At 50.2% G+C, this 20,095-nt stretch carries 18 protein-coding genes; 6 read left to right on the forward strand and 12 right to left on the reverse strand.

Annotated elements, in window-relative coordinates:
* Positions 1 to 235: 235 nt before the first annotated feature.
* Entirely contained in the window at positions 236 to 3,616 is a 3,381-nt protein-coding gene (gene recC / locus BZG78_RS00005; protein ID WP_077660045.1) for an exodeoxyribonuclease V subunit gamma, read from the reverse strand.
* Positions 3,617 to 3,750: 134 nt separating this feature from the next.
* Positions 3,751 to 4,434 carry a DNA-3-methyladenine glycosylase I gene (locus BZG78_RS00010; RefSeq protein WP_077459758.1) on the reverse strand — a complete coding sequence of 228 codons (684 nt, stop codon included), beginning with the start codon at positions 4,432 to 4,434 and terminating at the stop codon, positions 3,751 to 3,753.
* An 83-nt stretch (positions 4,435 to 4,517) separates the two neighbouring features.
* On the opposite strand from BZG78_RS00010, the gene BZG78_RS00015 reads away from it, so the two are divergent.
* The 4 genes from BZG78_RS00015 (at position 4,518) to pheA (ending at position 8,301) form a co-directional block, all read left to right on the forward strand.
* Complete coding sequence (locus BZG78_RS00015; protein WP_077660046.1) at positions 4,518 to 4,832, forward strand: YebG family protein; 315 nt, start codon at positions 4,518 to 4,520, stop codon at positions 4,830 to 4,832.
* A 248-nt stretch (positions 4,833 to 5,080) separates the two neighbouring features.
* Positions 5,081 to 6,112 (forward strand): 2,3,4,5-tetrahydropyridine-2,6-dicarboxylate N-succinyltransferase, encoded by a 1,032-nt coding sequence (gene dapD / locus BZG78_RS00020; RefSeq protein WP_021022048.1) that lies wholly within the window; start codon positions 5,081 to 5,083, stop codon positions 6,110 to 6,112.
* Positions 6,113 to 6,506: 394 nt separating this feature from the next.
* A complete protein-coding gene (gene raiA / locus BZG78_RS00025; protein ID WP_021022049.1) occupies positions 6,507 to 6,857 on the forward strand; it encodes a ribosome-associated translation inhibitor RaiA in 351 nt (116 codons plus the stop codon).
* 259 nt (positions 6,858 to 7,116) lie between these two features.
* Positions 7,117 to 8,301 (forward strand): prephenate dehydratase, encoded by a 1,185-nt coding sequence (pheA, locus tag BZG78_RS00030; RefSeq protein WP_077660047.1) that lies wholly within the window; start codon positions 7,117 to 7,119, stop codon positions 8,299 to 8,301.
* 67 nt (positions 8,302 to 8,368) lie between these two features.
* Here pheA and BZG78_RS00035 read toward each other — a convergent pair whose 3' ends face one another.
* The 3 genes from BZG78_RS00035 to BZG78_RS00045 form a co-directional block, all read right to left on the reverse strand.
* A complete protein-coding gene (locus BZG78_RS00035) occupies positions 8,369 to 9,058 on the reverse strand; it encodes a DUF3800 domain-containing protein (protein WP_077660048.1) in 690 nt (229 codons plus the stop codon).
* Between the two features lie 417 nt (positions 9,059 to 9,475).
* The gene (gene tyrA, locus BZG78_RS00040) at positions 9,476 to 10,609 is read right to left on the reverse strand and encodes a bifunctional chorismate mutase/prephenate dehydrogenase (protein WP_077660049.1); all 1,134 of its coding nucleotides are present in this window, start codon (positions 10,607 to 10,609) and stop codon (positions 9,476 to 9,478) included.
* 3 nt (positions 10,610 to 10,612) lie between these two features.
* Positions 10,613 to 11,689 carry a 3-deoxy-7-phosphoheptulonate synthase gene (locus tag BZG78_RS00045; protein ID WP_077660050.1) on the reverse strand — a complete coding sequence of 359 codons (1,077 nt, stop codon included), beginning with the start codon at positions 11,687 to 11,689 and terminating at the stop codon, positions 10,613 to 10,615.
* A gap of 178 nt (positions 11,690 to 11,867) precedes the next feature.
* Between BZG78_RS00045 and BZG78_RS00050 the strand changes: the two genes are divergently transcribed.
* Both BZG78_RS00050 and btsR read left to right on the forward strand, forming a co-directional pair.
* Positions 11,868 to 13,565 (forward strand): sensor histidine kinase, encoded by a 1,698-nt coding sequence (locus tag BZG78_RS00050; RefSeq protein WP_077660051.1) that lies wholly within the window; start codon positions 11,868 to 11,870, stop codon positions 13,563 to 13,565.
* Complete coding sequence (btsR, locus tag BZG78_RS00055; protein WP_077646085.1) at positions 13,562 to 14,275, forward strand: two-component system response regulator BtsR; 714 nt, start codon at positions 13,562 to 13,564, stop codon at positions 14,273 to 14,275. The genes BZG78_RS00050 and btsR overlap by 4 nt, the downstream gene beginning before the upstream one ends.
* Positions 14,276 to 14,296: 21 nt before the next feature.
* Here btsR and BZG78_RS00060 read toward each other — a convergent pair whose 3' ends face one another.
* The 7 genes from BZG78_RS00060 to ffh form a co-directional block, all read right to left on the reverse strand.
* Positions 14,297 to 14,686 carry a DUF2799 domain-containing protein gene (locus BZG78_RS00060; RefSeq protein ID WP_077660052.1) on the reverse strand — a complete coding sequence of 130 codons (390 nt, stop codon included), beginning with the start codon at positions 14,684 to 14,686 and terminating at the stop codon, positions 14,297 to 14,299.
* A 127-nt stretch (positions 14,687 to 14,813) separates the two neighbouring features.
* A complete protein-coding gene (locus BZG78_RS00065; RefSeq protein WP_077660053.1) occupies positions 14,814 to 16,244 on the reverse strand; it encodes a carbon starvation protein A in 1,431 nt (476 codons plus the stop codon).
* Positions 16,245 to 16,488: 244 nt separating this feature from the next.
* Complete coding sequence (gene rplS, locus BZG78_RS00070; RefSeq protein ID WP_021022059.1) at positions 16,489 to 16,842, reverse strand: 50S ribosomal protein L19; 354 nt, start codon at positions 16,840 to 16,842, stop codon at positions 16,489 to 16,491.
* A gap of 28 nt (positions 16,843 to 16,870) precedes the next feature.
* The gene (trmD, locus tag BZG78_RS00075) at positions 16,871 to 17,626 is read right to left on the reverse strand and encodes a tRNA (guanosine(37)-N1)-methyltransferase TrmD (RefSeq protein ID WP_077576447.1); all 756 of its coding nucleotides are present in this window, start codon (positions 17,624 to 17,626) and stop codon (positions 16,871 to 16,873) included.
* Positions 17,627 to 17,651: 25 nt separating this feature from the next.
* On the reverse strand, positions 17,652 to 18,179 hold the full coding sequence (gene rimM / locus BZG78_RS00080; protein ID WP_021022061.1) for a ribosome maturation factor RimM: 528 nt from the start codon (positions 18,177 to 18,179) through the stop codon (positions 17,652 to 17,654).
* Between the two features lie 28 nt (positions 18,180 to 18,207).
* Positions 18,208 to 18,456: a 30S ribosomal protein S16 gene (rpsP, locus tag BZG78_RS00085; RefSeq protein WP_021022062.1), complete on the reverse strand. Its 249-nt coding sequence runs from the start codon at positions 18,454 to 18,456 to the stop codon at positions 18,208 to 18,210.
* Positions 18,457 to 18,662: 206 nt separating this feature from the next.
* Positions 18,663 to 20,045 carry a signal recognition particle protein gene (ffh, locus tag BZG78_RS00090; RefSeq protein ID WP_077459766.1) on the reverse strand — a complete coding sequence of 461 codons (1,383 nt, stop codon included), beginning with the start codon at positions 20,043 to 20,045 and terminating at the stop codon, positions 18,663 to 18,665.
* Positions 20,046 to 20,095 lie beyond the last annotated feature (50 nt).

A 20,095-nucleotide genomic window follows, 5' to 3' on the forward strand; every position in this document is an offset into this window, starting at 1 on the left:
ATCTTTAACCTACACAATGGTAACAAACATGACAAAAAAGATGGTTGTATCGACAAGCCACCCATTTTCTCTATCCTAGTAGTTAACTTCTCAAAATGAATATAAAGTCAAAAATTAAGAGTAAATAACCACAAAAGAGCCATGCATAGACTTGGCTAACAGAGAGAAGAGTGGGAAAGAGAGTGGATAGAGGGGGAAACGGCGCCGCACTATTCCTATGAGGCGCCTTTGGTGATTAGCGTTTTTGTCGCTGCGCAAGCATCGGCATTAAGTGGCGATCGCCTGTTGCTAACAGCGCTTGGCCGAGGCTCTCTCGCCACTGCGGCCAAACACGGTAAACGTAAGGATCTTGCCCTTCGCCAGGCTTAAAGCCCCCCACAAACGTATCGCGTATCGCTTTTAGTGCTTTATCTTGGCCGGTTTCACTGTTATCAAAGCCTTTTTTGCCATCTCGGGCTTTTATCCCCGCTCCGACTGAGCTTGGCAGATAGGTAAGCGGCTGATTCAGGCCATTTTGATAGTCTTCAACCAAGGCTTGTAGATGTGCAAGCGCGTCACCTTTGCTGAGTGGGGAAAACTCGATGGTTTCTTTCACGCCCACCAACGTGCTCGGCACCGCTTCGCCCATCGCGCATTGGCATAAATGATCGATCCATACCGCAAGCTGATGACGCACGGTCAGATCGCCGCAATGAAAGCGCACCAAGCTGTCTTGATAACGCCGATTAAGCCAACCTTGCACTTGCACCTCACCTAGCGCGGTGGTGAGCGTCAAATTTAGTTCAAGATCGGGGCGCGGCGCGGCGAGCAAAGGCGTTAAACGTTGGTACATATCACGGATCACCGTGACTTGCGTATCCAAGGTCAGTTCGCCAAAGTACGCCAAAGGCAACTTGCCCTGGCCACGCTGTCGGGCCATAAAGTCCTGCACGCTTTGGGGACTGTCATCGGTTTCAATAAAGTGCGCTAATAGCTGATCACGCAGCTGAAAGCGGTGCAAGGTATCTAAACTAAAGGGTTCGAATTCTTCTAGCGGCGCTTCTAACTGCTCAAAGAAGACTTTCAAGCGGCGTTGGAAAAAATAGCGCACGGGCAACCGCCAAAAGCGCTGCAACTCAGCTAACTCAATCACAGGATCCTGGTGGCTGTCCGGATCAGGGCTTAACGCATCGCCAATAAATACCGGCAGTTGTGTCCCTTGCCCTTTGGCGGCCGGCAGCCACTCTTGCGCGTAGCTACCACCATGAGCGAACGCCTGTGGGCTAAAGGGCGTCAGTGGATGCGTCTGGATAAGCTTTTCTTCCAACCGCTGGCGTGACTGCGCTTCGGGTAAATCGCCGTCACCGGCCAAACAGTAGCCCTGAGTGCAATACTCAAGCAACTCGGTGACCAGTACCGATGGGACTTTTAAGCTGTTGTCTTGCACTGAGCGACCGACATAACTGATATATAAACTTTGCTGTGCCGACTGCAGCGCTTCTAAAAACAGATAACGGTCATCGTCGCGGCGCGAGCGATCCCCCGCCCGCGTCCGACCGACCATCAAATCAAAGCCGACACTGGGCACAGTGCGCGGGTACACGCCATCGTTCATCCCCAGCAGACACACCACATCGAAGGGAATGGAGCGCATTGGCATCAAGGTACAAAAGTTAACCTGCCCGGCCAAAAAGCGCTGGCTGACTCGCTCGTTATTGAGGCGACCATTAAAGTAATCGCGCACCACGGGCAAGGTTAGCGTATGGGTAAAGGCGGCATCGCTGAGCTGTGTCAGCCAACTGTCCAACTGGGTGCGGATAAGCTTTATCGCTAACTCTTCATCCCCTTCAATGGCAAAGCAGTCATCCAGCATTTGGGTCAACCGCGCCACCCACGTCTTGCCATCGCATTCAATCGCCAGTTGCTGCTGGTAGTAAATCAAGGTGTCGATAAACAGCCCTAAACGCCCAGCAAGCTCCGCATTAAGCCCTTGGACTTCATCATAAGGCACGGTGTCTGCAAACAATCCAGCCTCACTCGGCATCGCATAGCCAAGTAACATACGTTTCAGGCCAAACAGCCAGGTGTTTTGATATTGCTCTGGCAACGCAAACTGGCTCGCGGTATGGGTATCAAGCCCCCAGCGAATGCCCGTTTCTTCCACCCACTGTTTAATCTGATCAAACTGTTGGCTGTCGATGGCAAAACGGCGCGATACCGTCGGCACCTCAAGAATTTCCAACAACTCCGCCGCACTACACCGACTATCGGGCAAGGTGAGTAAGCGTAAAAATGCCGCCAACACTGGGCTTTCTTGATCAGCGCTGCGATCTGAGATGGAAAAAGGAATAAAACGCTCGCGAGGCGCATTACCAAACACCGCTTGAATAGCCGGACTGTAGGCATTGATATCCGCCACCATCACAATCACATCACGGGGGCTAAGTGATGGGTTGGCCTCAAACATCGCGAGCAGCTGATCGTGCAGCACTTCGACTTCGCGCATCGGGCTGTGACAGGCATGGATTGCGATGGAAGCGTCATCTGGCTTGATTTCTGTTTTCGCCGCACTGATCTCGGTTTGCTTGGGATCGCCCGGCTCGTTCAAATCCAAAATATCGGCTTGAATGTGATGCAGCAGATTATCGCGGTTGATCTCAACAAAGCCGCTATCAATCTCATTACAGGCCATTTCCGAGAGCAGCAATAAGTTATCGCGCCCCAGTTTTCCCATCGACGCCAGCAAGCTGTTTCCTACTTCGCCATGCTCGAGATCATCAAGCCCCAGTGCCAATTGGCTCTCGGCGGGAATGTCTTCAATTCGGCTGATTTTATCCCGCGCTAATGCGGCGCGTTTAGCCAGATAGCGCTTGTCGCGAATATCGCCCCAATAATAACGGCATGGATTGGTGAACATAAAGTGCACCTCTACGTGCTCACCCAGTGCTTGTAACGCATCCAGATAGCGTGGTGGGAGCGCGGAGATGCCAAACACAAAGACCCGCTCAATATCAGCCAGTCCCGCAGGTTTGTGCTGATGACTGGTTAAGGTATCGATAAACTCTTGATACAAATTGGCGCGATGGTAAGGCGATTGGCCCAACGCCAAGGTGTGATCGTATAAGCGGCGCCACAGTTTTTGCTGCCAAGGTTGCACATCGTCAAGCTCTGGCACTGGTTGTTCTTGCTCCCATGCCAGCACCCACTCGGGGCGATAGACCAAATACTGATCGAAAATATCGGCCACTTTTTCGGCCAGCTGATAAGCACGCTGCTGATCCTGGCTATCTTCTAAATACGCGGCTAAATCAGCGAACTCAGGCTCATCCAGACAGCTGGGTAAGATGTCCATCAGCTTCCATGTCATCGCCTCTTTATTGAAATCACTGCGCTCAGGCACACCATCCAACACTCGCACAAATAGCTGCCAGATAAAGGTAGCGGGAAGCGGGAATTCGACATTAGCGACAATCTGCTGCTCGTTAGCGAGTGCCATTTTTAACCACTGCGCCATGCCGGGGCTTTGCACCAGAATAAGTTCTTTTTGAAAAGGGTCAGACAGCGGTCGCTGTTGGATCAGGGAGACCAACAGCGATTTCAACAGATCGAGCTGATTAGAGTGATAAACAGTAAACACAAGGCGCTCACATGGGAAAGATAACTGGCATCGATTGTGGCCGATTGCCGTGATAAGCGCAAACCGCCACCGACACGCTGCGACCTTGCACACGACTTGCTAACTGTGTGATAGCACAGCAAATCGCTGAGCGATTAAACGCGATTATCACCCACACTGAAGGCAATCAGCTGGCTGATATGGTTCAGTGAACGGCCCGACTCTTGCTGCCACTGATTAAATGCCTGTTGCGCGGCTTGCATCGCCCGCTTGGTCTCTCGGCCGCTATCAACGATTTTAGTCGCGCGCAGATAGTGCTCAATATCGCGGGTGAACAAGAAGGTGTCCTTGCCCATTCGGCGTAAGGTATAAGCACCCGTATTACCGCCTAATCGCTTACCGTGCTTTTTTAAATACTGCCATAAACCAACAATATCTTCGCTGGGCCAATCGGCGACAAACTGGCTAAAACTGCCATGCGATTGCTGCACGCGGTGGATCATTTCCGCATTGTGTGGAATGGTCATCACCTTGGTTAAGTGGCGAATGATCGCGGGGTTCGTCGCTTTCTCTTCCCACATTTCTGGCGGCATCAACAACATTTTGTCGATATCAAATCCCCAAAAAACCTCTTCGAATCCCGGCCACTTTTTGCGTACCACCTGCCAGCTAATGCCCGATTGAAATACCTTCTGGCTAAACGCTGCTAACCAGCGATCATCCGGTATTTCACACAGTGCCTGATGTTCAAGCGGTGCCACCAGCATGCGCTCTAATTCTCGTTGACCACCTTTGCGATCGGCGGCACGTTGATAAATGGTGCTAAATTTTTCTCTCATGTCACAATCACGGCAGGGTCGGTAGACAATGGCCCTTATCCTACTGTATAAAAAGACAGTAAATCAACGAAGAGAGGGTAATTATGGCCGTTATCGTCAAGTACGTGGTCGAACGCGAGGGAGAAGAAAAGATGACATTTACCTCCAAAGCCGAAGCCGATGCCTACGATAAAATGTTGGATATGGCAGATGCGATGTTCGACTTGATTGGAGAAAGCGAACTAGTAGACGACGAAGAAAAGCGTGAAGCCTTGTCGCTATACCTTGCTCAACACAAAGACTCGGTCCTCGAGGCGCTGGGCGCCAAACGTAAAGCCGTCAAGAAAAAACCGGCGAAAGCGAGTGACAGTAAAACGGATGAAAGTAGCGACGACAGCAAAGACGCTGACGCTGCCTAGCACTCCCATTGCTGATCCTGTTGGCATCCGCGAAAGAGCAAGCCCACTTGGCTTGCTTTTTTTATGCGCTGAACCTGTATTTCACTCACAAGGTATCACCCACGCTATGCATCAACACGAATCAGTGCCCCGACCTGTGTGGGATTTTACCTTGGCGTTCAGTTGAGTACTTCCAACCGCTGGCGGTTGTCTTTAAGATGAAGCGTTCGATGTTTTAAGCCCAAATTTCTATAAGGAGATCTCCCCCAATGGCAAGCTTTGCTCTGGCACTCGGTACCGCGACCCAAAACCAGGACGGAAAAATCATTGAAGCCTTTTTCCCGGCTCCGCTTCTTAACCCGAGCGATGATCTTGTCCGTGCATTAAGCGCGCTGACAGATTACGACGCGGGTAATCAGGTAGTAGCGATTGCACCAGAAACCTGTAGTGCTATCAGTGAAGCCTTCGCGGCGGCTGGCGCTCAAGAGGCCGCTCATTTCGCCAACATGGCACAACAAACCACCCAACCGCTGGTGCTGGTGATCCTCGAAAATGACAGCAAGCCTGCATCGGTTGCAGAAGGCTTTTTGAAGCTACAACTGATCTCGCACCGCTTAGTGAAACCACATGGTGTGGTGCTAGAAGGGCTCTTTGGCCTACTACACAACATTGCTTGGACCAATCAAGGCCCGATTGACTTGCCTGAGTTATCTGAGCGCCAAATGGAAGCACGTCTGAAAGGCGAAACACTGACCGTTGAATGCGTCGACAAGTTTCCGAAAATGACCGATTACGTGGTACCTGCCGGTGTGCGTATTGCCGATACCGCCCGCGTTCGCTTGGGCGCCCATGTGGGTGAAGGCACCACAGTGATGCACGAAGGCTTTATCAACTTTAATGCTGGCACCGAAGGCAAGAGCATGATTGAAGGCCGTATCTCAGCAGGTGTGATGGTCGGTCAAGGAAGTGATATTGGTGGTGGCGCGTCGATTATGGGTACCCTCAGTGGCGGCGGCCAAATTGTCGTATCGATTGGCGAGAATTCACTATTAGGTGCCAACGCGGGTCTTGGTTTCCCATTGGGCGATCGTTGTACCATCGAATCGGGTCTGTATGTGACCGCGGGCACTAAGGTAACCATGCTAGATGCTGATGGAAAAGCAGTAGAAAGTATCAAAGCGCGTGATTTGGCGGGCAAAGCGGATCTCCTGTTCCGCCGTAACTCAAAAACAGGAGCGGTTGAGTGTTTGACCAACAAAAGTGCGGTCGAGCTCAACCACGAGCTACACGCGAATAACTGATCCGGCGATGTCAGTGTGACTACGTCAAAGGCGGCTTTCAAAGCCGCCTTTTTATGCGATTTTTCTCAACGCGCCATCAATGAAGCAGATTCAACACAGTGACCCACATGTATTTGTGGCACATTTTTGACCGCTAATAAAAATCAGGATGGAGGATGGGCGCGAGCGGGCCCTGATTGGCAAGTAATCAGCATTCGTAGCCCTTTCCAACTTAGCATTTTCATCTGTGAGTTCAAGGCTTTTTGCCTCTTTTCCGTGTCAGGATTCGCGAATGCTCACAGATCCTCCTATCGAAAAACTCCCCCCCTTTAAACATGAGCCAAGTCACGTTATCAATGGCGTAAAGCGGTAATCTAAAGATGAACCTAATACAGGGGAACAAAGAGGAACGAGTATGAGAGTGGAAATTGCAGGCAAAAACATCGAAATCACTCCCGCCATCCGTGAGCGCATCGAAAGCCGCTTTGATAAGTTGGCCAAGTGGCAGGTGGCACTCATCAATCCTCACGCTGTGATCAGTAAAGAGCCAAACCACCAGTTTAAAGTCGAAGCCAAAGCTGGGTTGCCGGGCTCAACGCTGGTTGCCTCAGCAGAAAGCGATGACATGTACAAAGCAATTAATGATGTGGGCCAAAAGCTCGAGAAGCAACTGAATAAGGTCCAACACAAAGGCGAAGCACGTCGCAATGATAAATCTGCTGCGACGGTTGCGATGGAAGAAAATCCAACCGATGAGGAAATCTAACCCTCAGCGCAACACCTAAATCGCTAAACATGTTAGCCCCGTCTTCGCGGGGCTTTTTGATCCTTGACACGCCAGCCTGCGCCCCATATGGTTAATCCATACGCAAACATAACAACACAACGCCCAATGCTGATTGACGCTCGTTTTTTTCGCTTCTTTTTTATCTCGCCAACGCGGGAGGAAGCGTGCTAAGCCCAATCAGCCTGGCGCACTAACCTCCCAACCGGGAGGTTTTTTTGTATTAGAACAAGGATAATTTATGCCAGACACACCACGCCCATTGGATGAGATACGCACGCGGATAAGTCAGCTTGATCAAGAGCTACTGACACTATTGGCCGAGCGCCGTCGCTTAAGCCTAGATGTCGCCAAAAACAAAGTCGCGGTGCAAAAACCGATTCGCGATCAAGCCCGTGAGCAAGCCTTATTAGAAAAGCTGGTGACCAAAGCGCAAGATCACCAGTTAGATGCTCACTATGTGCTGAGCCTGTTTCACACCATTATCGAAGACTCGGTGCTGATTCAGCAACGCTATTTACAAAACCTCGCTAATCCCGACAATCAGCGTCCGGTGGCACGAGTTTCCTTCCTGGGCAACCAAGGCTCATACTCCTACCTCGCCGCGCGCCAGTACTTTAGCCGTAAGCAAACCGAACTGGTGGAGATGGCCTGTGACAGCTTTAAAAAGGTGGTAGAAACGGTAGAAACTGGCCATGCCGACTACGGTATCTTACCGGTAGAAAACACCAGCTCTGGCTCAATCAACGAAGTGTACGATCAGCTGCAGCACACACGTTTATCGATTGTCGGTGAGCTTACGCTGCCTATCGACCACTGCCTGCTGACTGTCGGCGACCAAGACCCAAGCCAAATTGATACCTTGTATGCCCACCCGCAACCGCACCAGCAATGCAGCGAATACATTGATACTTTGGGTAAAGTGAAGAAGACTTATTGCTCCAGCACCGCTGAAGCCATGCAACAAGTAGCGGATTTAAACCAGCCTAATGTGGCCGCGATTGGCCATGCTGCCAGTGGTGAGTTTTACGGTTTAACCGCGATTAAGGGCGAGATTGCCAACCAACAGCAAAATCACACTCGCTTTATTGTCGTGGCCCGTAAGCCGGTTAAAGTATCATCACTGACCCCTGCCAAGACCACCTTTATTATGTCGACGTCACAACAAGCGGGTTCCTTGGTGGAGTGTTTAATGGTATTGCGCGAGCGTGGCATCAATATGACCAAGCTCGAATCCCGGCCCGTGCTCGGTAACCCGTGGGAAGAGATGTTTTACGTCGATGTTGAGGCCAATATGGCTAGCAACCTGATGCAAAGTGCGCTGGACGAACTCACTACTCTTACCCGTTATCTAAAGGTGCTCGGCTGCTACCCGTCAGAGACCATATCTCCCACCGAGGTATCGCTGCCGGACAGCAACGAGTAATCGCGAATCACTATTCATAAAATAGCCCACAGTGTGGGCTTTTGGCGCTTAATCACTATCATATCACTTAAACCACCGTATGAAGTCCGTGCTGAACGCCCCCAAAATAATCAAATTTCCTCTCAATAAGGTCAAAAAACTGACTATCCTCTTTTTCGTAGTGACGAAATAACGCGTAGGCAATTAGATCCGCGAGTTGAATCAATCTTGTTGCTTCAGAATCGATAAAGGCAGGGACTTCTGCCATATTCCTCAGCCGCCCCCAGTCATGACCATCGAGTTTAAACGCTTTAGCCAGTGCCTGAATTGGCGCTTCTTTGCTACTTTTATCAAAAAGAATCAGACCTCTTTGAGTATTATTGAAATGAACATGTTGTCTGGCTAAGAAATGGTCGAAGCGAGTTACAATCTGCTGAAAGGTGTAATGAACCGGATCATTTGGAGAGATAGCACTTTTTCTTACAACCGAGGCAAATATTCTAAATTTACGCCCATCTATTAAGTTAAGAGCCTTTTTGATCGCTTCTAAACGTAATTCTTTATCAAACTTTCGCCAAAAGCCTCGGCCCGCAAGCATTGGCGCGCCATGGAGTTCGACAGAATGTGGATCTTGTGGATTGAAGGTTGCCGCGATCTTATCTAACTCAAGAGAAAGCCAATGTGCAGAGCGCTCAAACACACTAAAGCCAGCAAGTACAAAGTGCTTTTGGTCTGACCCACCTGGCGTGCCTGATTCATCTGCGTACAACAAAAACATATACGAGTCACTAAGTTAATAGAGAGCAGCTACGAAGGAGAATGGGGAAGGAAGGCGGCGGAAAGAGCTCTATGCTCAGCGCACTGCAATAAGGCAGCACACCATAGATTGTTTCCAACCGCTTAGTAACTATATCCCTAAATCATAGGCTCTGCAACGATAGTTCTAACGCGCTTTCGACTGCAGCTCTAGACTCAAACACGCAACAACCGCACATATCGACTAGAGCAACGAAATAACACTTGTAATCCGCTTACTCTACAACAAAATCGCGCTTTTTCAGTATTCAAACCTGATGAAAAACAGCCTATTATACCATCCATGCGACCCAGTTCTTAGCCAATCACCTTGGTATACACGCTATCTCGTTTTATCTGTGCGGCTCTCCATCTATCCCCTTACAACGGTGAGCCTTAGCTAGGTCACGGTTCGATGGGTGGCGTCGTTGGCTTGTCGCAACAAGCCTTGGCTTTCTTGTAAAAAGCGTGGGGCATAATCGCCAAACCAGTTTTCCACTTGCGCGAACGCATCGACAAAAGTGGCTTTGTCGTGCTGTTCAAGCAAATCAATCGCTTCGCCAAAACGCTGGTAAAAACGCTTGATCATCGCCAAGTTTTGCGGCGAGGACATAATAATATCCGCATACAGCCCCGCATCTTGAGCGAACAAGCGCCCCACCATGGCAAGCTCTAAGCGATAAATTGGTGAACTTAGCGCGGTGAGCTGATCGAGGTTGGGATTTTCTTCTGCCAGATGCACCCCGTAAACAAACGACGTGAAGTGACGCAGCGCTTGGATCAGCGTCATGCCTTCATCATGCTCGATGGCACTGATCCGATTTAACCCAGCGCCCCAAATGCGAAACTGCTCTAGCAGCCATTGGTACGCCTCAGGGTGTCGGCCATCGCAATACACCATTACCTGCTTAGCAAGGCTGGCGACATCTGGGCCAAACATGGGGTGCAGGCCAACCACTGGGCCGGAGTGTACGGATAACATCGCTTGTAGCGGACCGGATTTCACCGAAGTGAGATCCACCAATAAGCAATCGTCTGGCAGCTGGGTCAGTTTACTAATGACCGTTTCCGTGACGTCAATCGGCACCGAGACCACCACCATCCCCGCATCGGCCAGCAGGGCATCGGCATGGTCCCAATCCTCTTTATCCAGCACCGCAACCTGATAACCCGACAAACGGAACAAGCGAGCAAATAAGCCACCCAGCTGGCCTTTACCCCCAATCACCACCACCTGGCGTAAATCTGGGTTTAGACACTTAAAGCCAGAGTCATTTTCACTGCTGTAAGACTCACGCATGGTGCGACGCAGCACATCTTCAATTAAATCCGGTGGCACCCCTTGCGACTGTGCTTCTTGACGACGCGAAGCGAGCATCGCCGCCTCACGGTCCGGTGCATAAATGGGCAAGCCATGCTGGCTTTTCACCTCCCCCACTTCTGCTACCAGCTCTAAACGGCGCGCGAGCAAGCTCACCATTTGTTTATCGACATCGTCTATTTGATCGCGCAGTCGGCTGAGTTCCGCCACCATGGTTTAGTCCTGTTGAGTACGTTGTTGAAGAGAGGTTGCCAGCTCTTGGTGAGCATGACGTAACAATTGTTCGGTAGACGCCCAATCAATGCAAGCGTCCGTGATCGACACACCGTACTCCATCTCATCTTTAGACAAATCCGCCGATTGGTTACCCGCGTTAAGATGGCTTTCGATCATCAGACCAATGACAGAGCGGTTACCTTGTTTGATTTGATGGATCACATCTTCTGCCACCAATGGCTGGCGGCGGTAATCTTTACGTGAATTCGCGTGGCTACAATCCACCATCAGGGACGGGTTGAGTCCCGCAGCTTCCATTTGCTGCTCGCATTCGGCGACCGAGACTGAATCGTAGTTGGTTTGCTTGCCGCCGCGCAGGATCACATGCCCATTAGGGTTTCCTTGGGTATTCAGCAATGCTACTTGCCCAGCTTGGTTGATCCCCATAAACCGGTGCCCAGACGCGGCGGCTTTCATCGCATTAGTGGCGGTGGCCAGATTGCCATCAGTACCGTTTTTAAAGCCGATTGGCATCGACAAACCACTGGCCATTTCACGGTGGGTTTGTGATTCGGTGGTACGTGCGCCAATCGCCGCCCAGCTAAACAGATCACCAATGTATTGCGGGCTGATTGGGTCCAACGCTTCAGTGGCCAACGGGATCCCCATTTGTGCTAAATCCGTGAGCAGACCACGCGCTTGCTTTAAGCCAGATTCCACATCAAAGCTGCCATCCAGATGCGGATCGTTGATTAACCCTTTCCAGCCAGTAGTGGTCCGCGGTTTTTCAAAGTACACCCGCATGACAATAAACAGGTGATCGCTGAGTTCATCCGACAAGGCTTTCAGACGACGCGCGTAGTCTTTCGCCGCTTCAACATCATGAATAGAGCAAGGACCACACACCACCAACAAGCGATGATCGCGTTTATGAATAATATCCGCCACTGTCTCGCGTGCCTCACTGATAGCAGCCCGGGTACTTTTTTCAATAGGGAACTGCGCGCGAAGCTGCTCTGGCGTCAAGAGCACCTGCTCATCACGGATATGAATATTGGTCACCGAATCTTGCTGCATAGCCTTGCCTTTAATGTTCATCATGTTTTACACAAACAATACCAGCCTATATTTTAAAAGCAATACAAACTGTACTTATTTATTTACTATGTAATTAATACTTTACACTAGAGATTACAATAGAGTCTTACAACGGCAACCGTTACTATAGCGCATTGGTTTTTTTGTGTGGGTCGTTATGGCACTGATTCTCTCACTTCTTCAGCAAATGAGCGTCTATCTGGTTATCGCCTATTTGCTCAGTAAAACACCGGCATTTATGCCACTGCTGAGTATTTCGGGGCGACTGTCGCATAAAGTTGTTTGTTATTTTCTTTTCTCTGGCTTTTGCATTCTCGGTACCTATTTTGGCTTGGGGATTCAAGATGCAATTGCCAACACCCGTGCGATCGGCGCGGTCATGGGCGGATTACTAGGCGGTCCATTTGTGGGCTTTTTGGTCGGGCTAACCGGCGGTTTACATCGCTACAGTTTAGGCGGCTTTACTGACTTGGCTTGCGCCATTTCGACCACGGCAGAGGGCTTGATTGGTGGTGTAATGCATCGCTATTTGGTGTCGCGCAATCAAACCAGCCGTTTATTCTCTCCCACGGTCGTGTTAGGGGTAACCTTCGTCGCCGAGTTAGTGCAGATGGCGATTATCCTCGCGGTCGCTGAACCCTTTAGCCGCGCGTATGAACTGGTTAGCGCGATTGCCGCCCCCATGGTGATTGCTAACTCTATTGGCGCGGCGATGTTTATGAGCATTATTGTCGACCGGAAAACCCTGTTCGAGCGCTATTCAGCGGCATTTTCCAGCAAAGCACTCAAAATTGCTGAACGATCGGTCGGCCTTTTAAGCAGCGGGTTTAATCAACAAAGCAGTGAACAAGTCGCTGCCATTATTCAGCAAGAAACCGGCGTTGGGGCGGTGGCGATTACCGATAGAGAAAAGATCCTTGCGTTTACCGGTATTGGCGATGATCACCATCTACCCGGTACGCCAATTGCCTCTGATTACACCCGTCGCGCGATTGCCGATGATCAGCTGATCTATATTGATGGTGCGGATATCCCCTATTGCTGCTCACTTTCTCCTTATTGCAAGTTGGGATCGGTACTGGTGATCCCGCTACGCGGAGGCGATGGCTATGTATTGGGCACCGTCAAGCTCTATGAGCCAAAACGTAAGCTCTTTTCGGCCATTAATGTCACCATGGGCGAAGGGATCGCCCGATTGCTCTCGAACCAGATTTTAACCGGCCGTTATCAGCGTCAACAAAGTTTGCTCACCCAGGCTGAATTAAACCTATTACGCGCCCAAGTCAATCCGCACTTTTTGTTCAATGCCTTAAATACGATTAGTGCGGTGGTCAAACGCGAGCCAGAGCGGGCACGCCAATTGATCCAACATCTATCGACCTTCTTTCGCAGTAACCTTAAGCAAAACCGCGAGACCGTCTCGCTTGAGCAAGAGCTGAATCACCTCGATGCCTATTTAGAGCTCGAACATGCCCGTTTTGCCGATCGCATGAGTGTGGAGAAGCAGATTGATCCCGCTATCTTGCACGCGGTGATCCCAAGCTTTACCTTACAGCCTTTGGTCGAGAATGCGGTGAAACATGGGATCTGCCAATTGATGGCAGACGGCAAAATTATTATTCGTGGCTGGCAAGAAGGCGAATGCCTGTATTTACAAGTGGAAGACAATGCCGGGCTTTACCAACCCGCAGCACAACACTCAGGACTCGGCATGCGTATTGTTGATAAGCGTGTACGAGGGTTGTTTGGCGGCCAATATACGCTAAAAATGACCTGCAAGCCTGATATATGGACACGGGCAACCGTCACTTTGCCCTTCACGTATCAAACGCCCAATAAGGAGAGAGAGGCATGATTAAGGCATTGATTGTTGATGATGAGCTGCACGCCCGCGAGGCGTTGGAAGACGAGTTGCTAGCGGTAGGCGGTGTTGACATCATTGGGCAATGCAACAATGCCATTGACGCACTGAAAGCCATCAATCAAACCCGTCCAGACGTGGTGTTTTTAGATATTCAAATGCCGCGAGTGACGGGATTAGAGCTGTTAGCCATGCTTGATCCCGATACCATGCCCAAGGTGGTATTTGTCACCGCCTATGATGAATATGCGGTACAAGCATTTGAAGAAAATGCGTTCGACTACCTGTTAAAGCCCGTCGAAACCGTGCGATTAAAAAAATCCTTGGAAAAACTCACTCGTGAGCTACGCCAGAAAAACGACTACCGAGCAATGACACCAACGTTGGATTTGCTTCCCTGTGCGGGACACAGTCGGATTACATTGATCCCACATCAAGAGGTCGAAGTTGCGCGTACCGCCTTAAGTGGCGTCGCACTGCTCACCGCAAAAGGCGAGTCTACCACGCACCTATCACTCAAGGTCTTGGAGGACAAAACCCCCTTAATACGCTGTCATCGCCAATACTTGATTCACCCCGCCGCTATCCGCGAAATCCGCTTACTCGACAATGGCCTTGCCGAGGTGATTACCTCCTCAGCGCATGTTGTGCCGGTGAGCCGACGTTACTTAAAAGCGTTAAAAAATCAATTGGGGCTTAACTAACCCAGACTTATACGCCAGTGCTCAATAAAATAGGCTATTGGATTGGCTTTGAGAATCGTGATGACCACGCTGCCATTCCATTCTAAAACGCTGAGATCCTGGCCGACTTTCACACACGCCCATATACGGGTTTCCGTCTAGCCCAAGCTGATAGGCATGAGCAGGATCGCAGTAATCATCAATACCATGGATGTAGCCTTGCTCATAGTCGAGATAATTTGCATTCATCGGCCCAGTCGCTTTACTTGCCAGGGTTTGTAAATCTTTCACGGATCGCTGTGGCAAACCACGCTGACCATCTTGCTCCCCCAAGCCATACCAATTTTGATCGTCAACCAAACCTTGGGTGGTAGAAGCAGCGCACCCGGCCAAAAGTAAAATGGCGAATAATAAAAAAAACGTCTGTTTCATGCCCTGTCCTACCCTCATAAAAAAGCCTCAGTAAATACTGAGGCTTAGATCTTAGCGTATTTGACTGAATATTGCTTGAAGACCAGTCATATAGCTGAGCGCAGACCCATCAGCTATAACGCCTTACCTATAACTGCTTTTCATTGGCGATTAACTGCGAATTGGGTTTATAACCGATAAAGAACCCAATCGTGGCGGCAACGGTTGCCCCGACACCAATCATGGTAGCGATATTCATCGGTAAGCTAAAACCGATTTCGGCATTGGCCAAATAAGTGACAGTTACCGCAGTCATAAACATCGCAGGAATGGTGCATACCCAGTGAAATTTGTCGCGTTTAATCAGATAAGCCGCCGCAGCCCACAACATGATCATCGCGGTAGTTTGGTTAGCCCAGCCGAAGTAACGCCAAATCACGCCAAACTCCGCTTTGGTGATCAAAAAGCCGACCACAAACATGGGGATCGCAATCATCAGGCGCTTCACCATCGGTTTTTGCTGAATATTCAGAAAGTCGGCGATAATCAGACGCGCAGAACGGAAAGCAGTGTCGCCAGAAGTGACCGGCAACACAATCACCCCTAATACCGCCATAATGCCGCCGACCGTGCCAAGTAGCGAGGTGGAAACCTCATGCACCACCGCTGCCGGGCCACCGTTAGCGAGCGTTTGATTAAGCGCGTCACTCGATTCATAGAAGCTTAAGCCCAGACTACACCAGATAAGCGCAATCACACCTTCACCAATCATGGCGCCATAAAAGATAAACCGGCCTGACTTTTCATTCTGCATACAACGCGCCATTAATGGCGATTGGGTGGCGTGGAAGCCTGATACCGCACCACAAGCGATGGTGATAAACAGTAATGGCCATAGTGGCAGATCGGTCGGATGGAAGTTGGTGGCAAAGTCGAGCCCTTGGCTGTAGAAGCTGTGATCGCTGACGGCCAAGCCGATAATCAAGCCCACCGACATAAAGACAAGCAAAGCGCCAAATATAGGATAAAAACGGCCAATAATTTTGTCTATCGGCACCACGGTGGCCAATACATAGTAAGCAAAGATAATGCCCACCCACAGCGCCACGCTCATTTCTGACAGACTACCTAACAACTTGGCTGGACCGAGCACAAACACCACGCCCACCAGCATCAAGAGTAACACCGCAAAGAAGTTCATAAAATGTTTAGCGAAGTTACCGAGATGCTCGCCCACGACAGAAGGGACAGATGCGCCATTGGCACGCACACTGAGCATACCAGAGAAATAATCATGCACGGCGCCGGCAAAAATGCAGCCAAACACAATCCATAGCATGGCAACAGGGCCATATAACGCACCGAGTATTGGGCCAAAAATCGGACCGAGGCCTGCAATATTAAGCAGTTGAATCAGATATACTTTCTTATCTGACAGTGGCACAAAGTCGACACCATCGTTCATGCTCATGGCCGGGGTCGCTTTTTGCGGTTTTGGCCCAAAAATTTTGGTAATGAAAGTGCCGTAGGTAAAGTAGCCGACAATCAAGGTCACTACGCAAAGTAAAAACCAGGACATAATTGCTCTCCGTGTCGTTAGCAGCGCTGCTGCCAATCTTTTAGTAGGGGACAGATGCCATTTTGCCGATTGCGTTGTCGAATACACGCGCTTTAACGGCGAGTGGTCGCCGGTGCAGATAAACGGTTGTAAACAGGATTAAGTGGTGAGGGCGGTGAAGGGTGTAGTGTGAATGAGCCGATTGGCCATTAAAAAAGCCCGTCCTACAGGACGGGCTTTTGAGCAATAAACGCCATAGGGGCGATTACTTCTTGTTAAGACGCTCTTTGATTCGAGCTGACTTACCAGAACGCTCACGCAGGTAGTACAGTTTGGCACGACGTACTGCACCGCGACGTTTAACAGTAATGCTGTCGATAACTGGCGAATGGGCTTGGAAAGTACGCTCTACACCTTCACCGCTAGACATTTTACGTACGGTAAATGCAGAGTGTAGACCACGATTGCGCTTAGCGATAACCACACCTTCATATGGCTGCAGACGCTCACGGTTACCTTCTTTTACTTTAAGCTGTACCAGGACAGTGTCACCTGCTTGAAACTCAGGCAGGTCTTTTTTCATTTGCTCGTCTTCGAGCTGCTTGATGATGTTACTCATTATTTATAACCCTAGAATAAACTGAAACTCAATTTGATTCGGCACTTGCACGATGTTCTTTGATGAACTCGGCAAGTAGTGATTCCTGTTCGTCAGTCAGAGCTAGGTTTTCCAGGAGCTCTGGTCGTCGTAACCAAGTGCGACCTAGCGATTGTTTTAATCGCCAGCGACGAATGTCCTTATGATTACCGGATTTTAGCACCTCTGGTACCACCAACCCATCTAACACTTCAGGACGCGTGTAGTGTGGACAGTCTAACAACCCATTGGCAAAGGAATCTTCCTCTGCTGACGCCATATCGCCTAGCACACCCGGTACAAACCGAGCAACAGCATCGACTAACGTCATCGCGGGCAGCTCGCCCCCACTGAGCACAAAATCTCCCACTGACCATTCTTCGTCAACGTGAGTTTGAATAATGCGCTCGTCTACCCCTTCGTACCGGCCACAAATCAAAATGAGTTTATCATTGCTCGCCAGCGACTCGACCCCCGCTTGATCGAGCTTGCGCCCTTGCGGAGAGAGGTAAACCACTTTCGCTTTATCGCCTGCGGCTTGTTTAGCGGCATGAATCGCATCGCGCAAAGGCTCTACCATCATTAACATGCCCGGGCCACCGCCGTAAGGTCGGTCATCGACCGTACGGTGTTTGTCGTGGGTGAAATCACGCGGATTCCACGTTTCGACGTTTAACAGCCCTTTTTTTACCGCTTGGCCCGTGACTCCAAAATCAGTGACCGCTCGGAACATTTCTGGAAACAGGCTGATAATGCCAACCCACATATTTCCGCTCGCTTACTGTTGGAGTTTAAAAACCAGGATCCCAGTCAACTTCGATCCGTTGAGCAGTGCGATCAATCGACTTGATGACCTGCTCTTCAAGGAACGGAATTAAGCGTTCCTTTTTACCAAAAGCATCTTTCAGGTTGGCTTTAACGACAAGCACGTCGTTCGAGCCTGTTTCAAGCATGTCAGTCACAGTGCCGAGGTGATAGCCTTTTGCATTCACCACGTCCATACCAAACAGCTCACGCCAATAAAACTCTTGATCTGATAAAGCAGGAAGCGCTTGTGCACTGACTGCAATCTCAGCGTTGGTCAGCATCTGCGCGTCTTCGCGCTGATCCAGCCCCGTAAGTTTGGCGACATACCCTTTATTGTGGCGTTTCCAGTCTTCGACCTCGAAACGTTGCCACTGCCCGCGCACCTGGATAAACCAGGGTGAGTAGGCAAAAATGCTTTCAGCATCTTCAGTGTAAGAAAAAATCTTGAGCCAGCCTCGTATGCCGTACGACGAGCCTAGCTTGCCAACGACAATCGTCTCTTGCTCACTCATTTCTTCTTTTAACCCTGACACTGATCAATTACGCCGCTTGCGCTGCGTCTTTGACTAGCTTAGCTACACGGTCAGAAACCGTTGCGCCTTCGCTAACCCAGTGGTTTACGCGATCCAGGTCAAGGCGTAGTTTCTCTTCCTGGCCTTGAGCAACAGGGTTGAAGAAACCAATTTTTTCGATGAAGCGACCGTCGCGCGCCTGGCGGCTGTCAGCTACAACGATTTGATAAAATGGGCGTTTTTTCGCGCCATGACGTGCCAAACGAATGGTTACCATATCGTCCTCATTTGCATTACTTAATAAAATTGGCCCCGTTTCGCGTAAGCAATGCGGGGCCTCGTGCCAAAATAAAGCTCGGGAATTTTACTCTTTATTGCTGTGAATGCAACTGGTTTAGTCAAATTTCCACCAGCTGTCCCCAGCCTCACAGCGAGTTATCAAGCCTGCTAGCACTGGGCTAACAAGCAAAATATCGAATCGGATTAACCCATGAATCCGCCAGGGCCGCCGGGACCACCACCGGGTGGCATCATGCCCTTCATTTGGCGCATCATATTGCGCATGCCACCTTTTTGCATTTTCTTCATCATCTTCTGCATTTGGGTGAACTGCTTAAGCAAGCGGTTGACGTCTTGCACCTGGGTGCCTGAACCGGCGGCAATCCGCTTTTTGCGTGACCCTTTGATGATTTCTGGACGCTGGCGCTCACGCGGTGTCATCGAGTTAATGATCGCTTCCATCTGCAAGAACATTTTATCATCAACGTTATCTTTCACGTTATCAGGCACATTGGACATGCCAGGCAGCTTATCCATCATGCCCATCATGCCACCCATGCCCTTCATCTGCTCAAGCTGATCACGAAAATCGGCCAAGTCGAAGCCTTTCTTCTGCTTGAACTTCTTGGCCATTTTCTCGGCTTTGTCTTGATCGACATTACGCTCGAGATCTTCGATAAGCGACAGCATGTCGCCCATCCCCAAGATACGGGATGCCACCCGGTCAGGATGGAAAGGCTCAAGTGCGTCTGTTTTTTCACCCACACCCAAGAACTTAATCGGTTTACCGGTGATATGACGCACCGACAGTGCGGCACCACCACGGGCGTCACCATCAACCTTGGTCAGAACCACACCCGTCAATGCCAATGCATCGTTAAAGGCTTTGGCGGTGTTCGCCGCATCTTGGCCTGTCATGGCGTCTACCACGAACAGGGTTTCAACAGGGTTGATCGCGCGGTGAACGTCTTTGATTTCGCCCATCATGGCGTCATCGACATGCAAACGACCCGCCGTATCGACAATCACTACGTCATAAAATTTTAGCTTGCCGTGCTCAACCGCGGATTGAGCAATATCGACTGGATTTTGGTCAGTGCTGGACGGGAAAAAATCAACCCCCACTTCGCTAGCCAAGGTCTCCAACTGTTTGATCGCCGCCGGGCGATACACATCGGCAGACACCACTAACACTTTTTTCTTTTCTTGCTCGGTAAGCATCTTACCCAGCTTACCCACACTGGTGGTTTTACCCGCCCCTTGCAAGCCCGCCATCAAAATCACTGCGGGCGGCTGCGCCGCAAGATCCAATTTTTCATTGGCGTCGCCCATCACCGCTTCAAGCTCAGCTTGAACAATCTTGATAAACTCTTGCCCTGGGGTCAGGCTTTTAGAGACTTCAATGCCAACGGCGCGTTCTTTGACGCGTTTAACAAAATCACGAACCACAGGGAGCGCGACATCGGCTTCCAGTAGCGCCATACGCACTTCGCGCAGGGTTTCTTTGATATTGTCTTCCGTTAATCGCCCACGGCCGCTCACATTTTTGAGCGTCCGGGATAAACGTTCTGATAAGTTTTCAAACATGCGTTACTCGCCCACTCGTCCTATTGGCCCATGATTTTTCATCTGGGTGC

The organism is Salinivibrio sp. MA351, assembly GCF_001996065.1.
Taxonomy (GTDB): domain Bacteria; phylum Pseudomonadota; class Gammaproteobacteria; order Enterobacterales; family Vibrionaceae; genus Salinivibrio; species Salinivibrio costicola.

Coding starts and splice junctions, on each gene's coding strand:
- BZG78_RS00010 (WP_077459758.1), bottom strand. CDS start 4,434: ATGAGAGAAAAATTTAGCACCATTTATCAACGTGCCGCCGATCGCAAA.
- BZG78_RS00015 (WP_077660046.1), top strand. CDS start 4,518: ATGGCCGTTATCGTCAAGTACGTGGTCGAACGCGAGGGAGAAGAAAAG.
- dapD (WP_021022048.1), top strand. CDS start 5,081: ATGGCAAGCTTTGCTCTGGCACTCGGTACCGCGACCCAAAACCAGGAC.
- raiA (WP_021022049.1), top strand. CDS start 6,507: ATGAGAGTGGAAATTGCAGGCAAAAACATCGAAATCACTCCCGCCATC.
- pheA (WP_077660047.1), top strand. CDS start 7,117: ATGCCAGACACACCACGCCCATTGGATGAGATACGCACGCGGATAAGT.
- BZG78_RS00035 (WP_077660048.1), bottom strand. CDS start 9,058: ATGTTTTTGTTGTACGCAGATGAATCAGGCACGCCAGGTGGGTCAGAC.
- tyrA (WP_077660049.1), bottom strand. CDS start 10,609: ATGGTGGCGGAACTCAGCCGACTGCGCGATCAAATAGACGATGTCGAT.
- BZG78_RS00045 (WP_077660050.1), bottom strand. CDS start 11,689: ATGCAGCAAGATTCGGTGACCAATATTCATATCCGTGATGAGCAGGTG.
- BZG78_RS00050 (WP_077660051.1), top strand. CDS start 11,868: ATGGCACTGATTCTCTCACTTCTTCAGCAAATGAGCGTCTATCTGGTT.
- btsR (WP_077646085.1), top strand. CDS start 13,562: ATGATTAAGGCATTGATTGTTGATGATGAGCTGCACGCCCGCGAGGCG.
- BZG78_RS00060 (WP_077660052.1), bottom strand. CDS start 14,686: ATGAAACAGACGTTTTTTTTATTATTCGCCATTTTACTTTTGGCCGGG.
- BZG78_RS00065 (WP_077660053.1), bottom strand. CDS start 16,244: ATGTCCTGGTTTTTACTTTGCGTAGTGACCTTGATTGTCGGCTACTTT.
- rplS (WP_021022059.1), bottom strand. CDS start 16,842: ATGAGTAACATCATCAAGCAGCTCGAAGACGAGCAAATGAAAAAAGAC.
- trmD (WP_077576447.1), bottom strand. CDS start 17,626: ATGTGGGTTGGCATTATCAGCCTGTTTCCAGAAATGTTCCGAGCGGTC.
- rimM (WP_021022061.1), bottom strand. CDS start 18,179: ATGAGTGAGCAAGAGACGATTGTCGTTGGCAAGCTAGGCTCGTCGTAC.
- rpsP (WP_021022062.1), bottom strand. CDS start 18,456: ATGGTAACCATTCGTTTGGCACGTCATGGCGCGAAAAAACGCCCATTT.
- ffh (WP_077459766.1), bottom strand. CDS start 20,045: ATGTTTGAAAACTTATCAGAACGTTTATCCCGGACGCTCAAAAATGTG.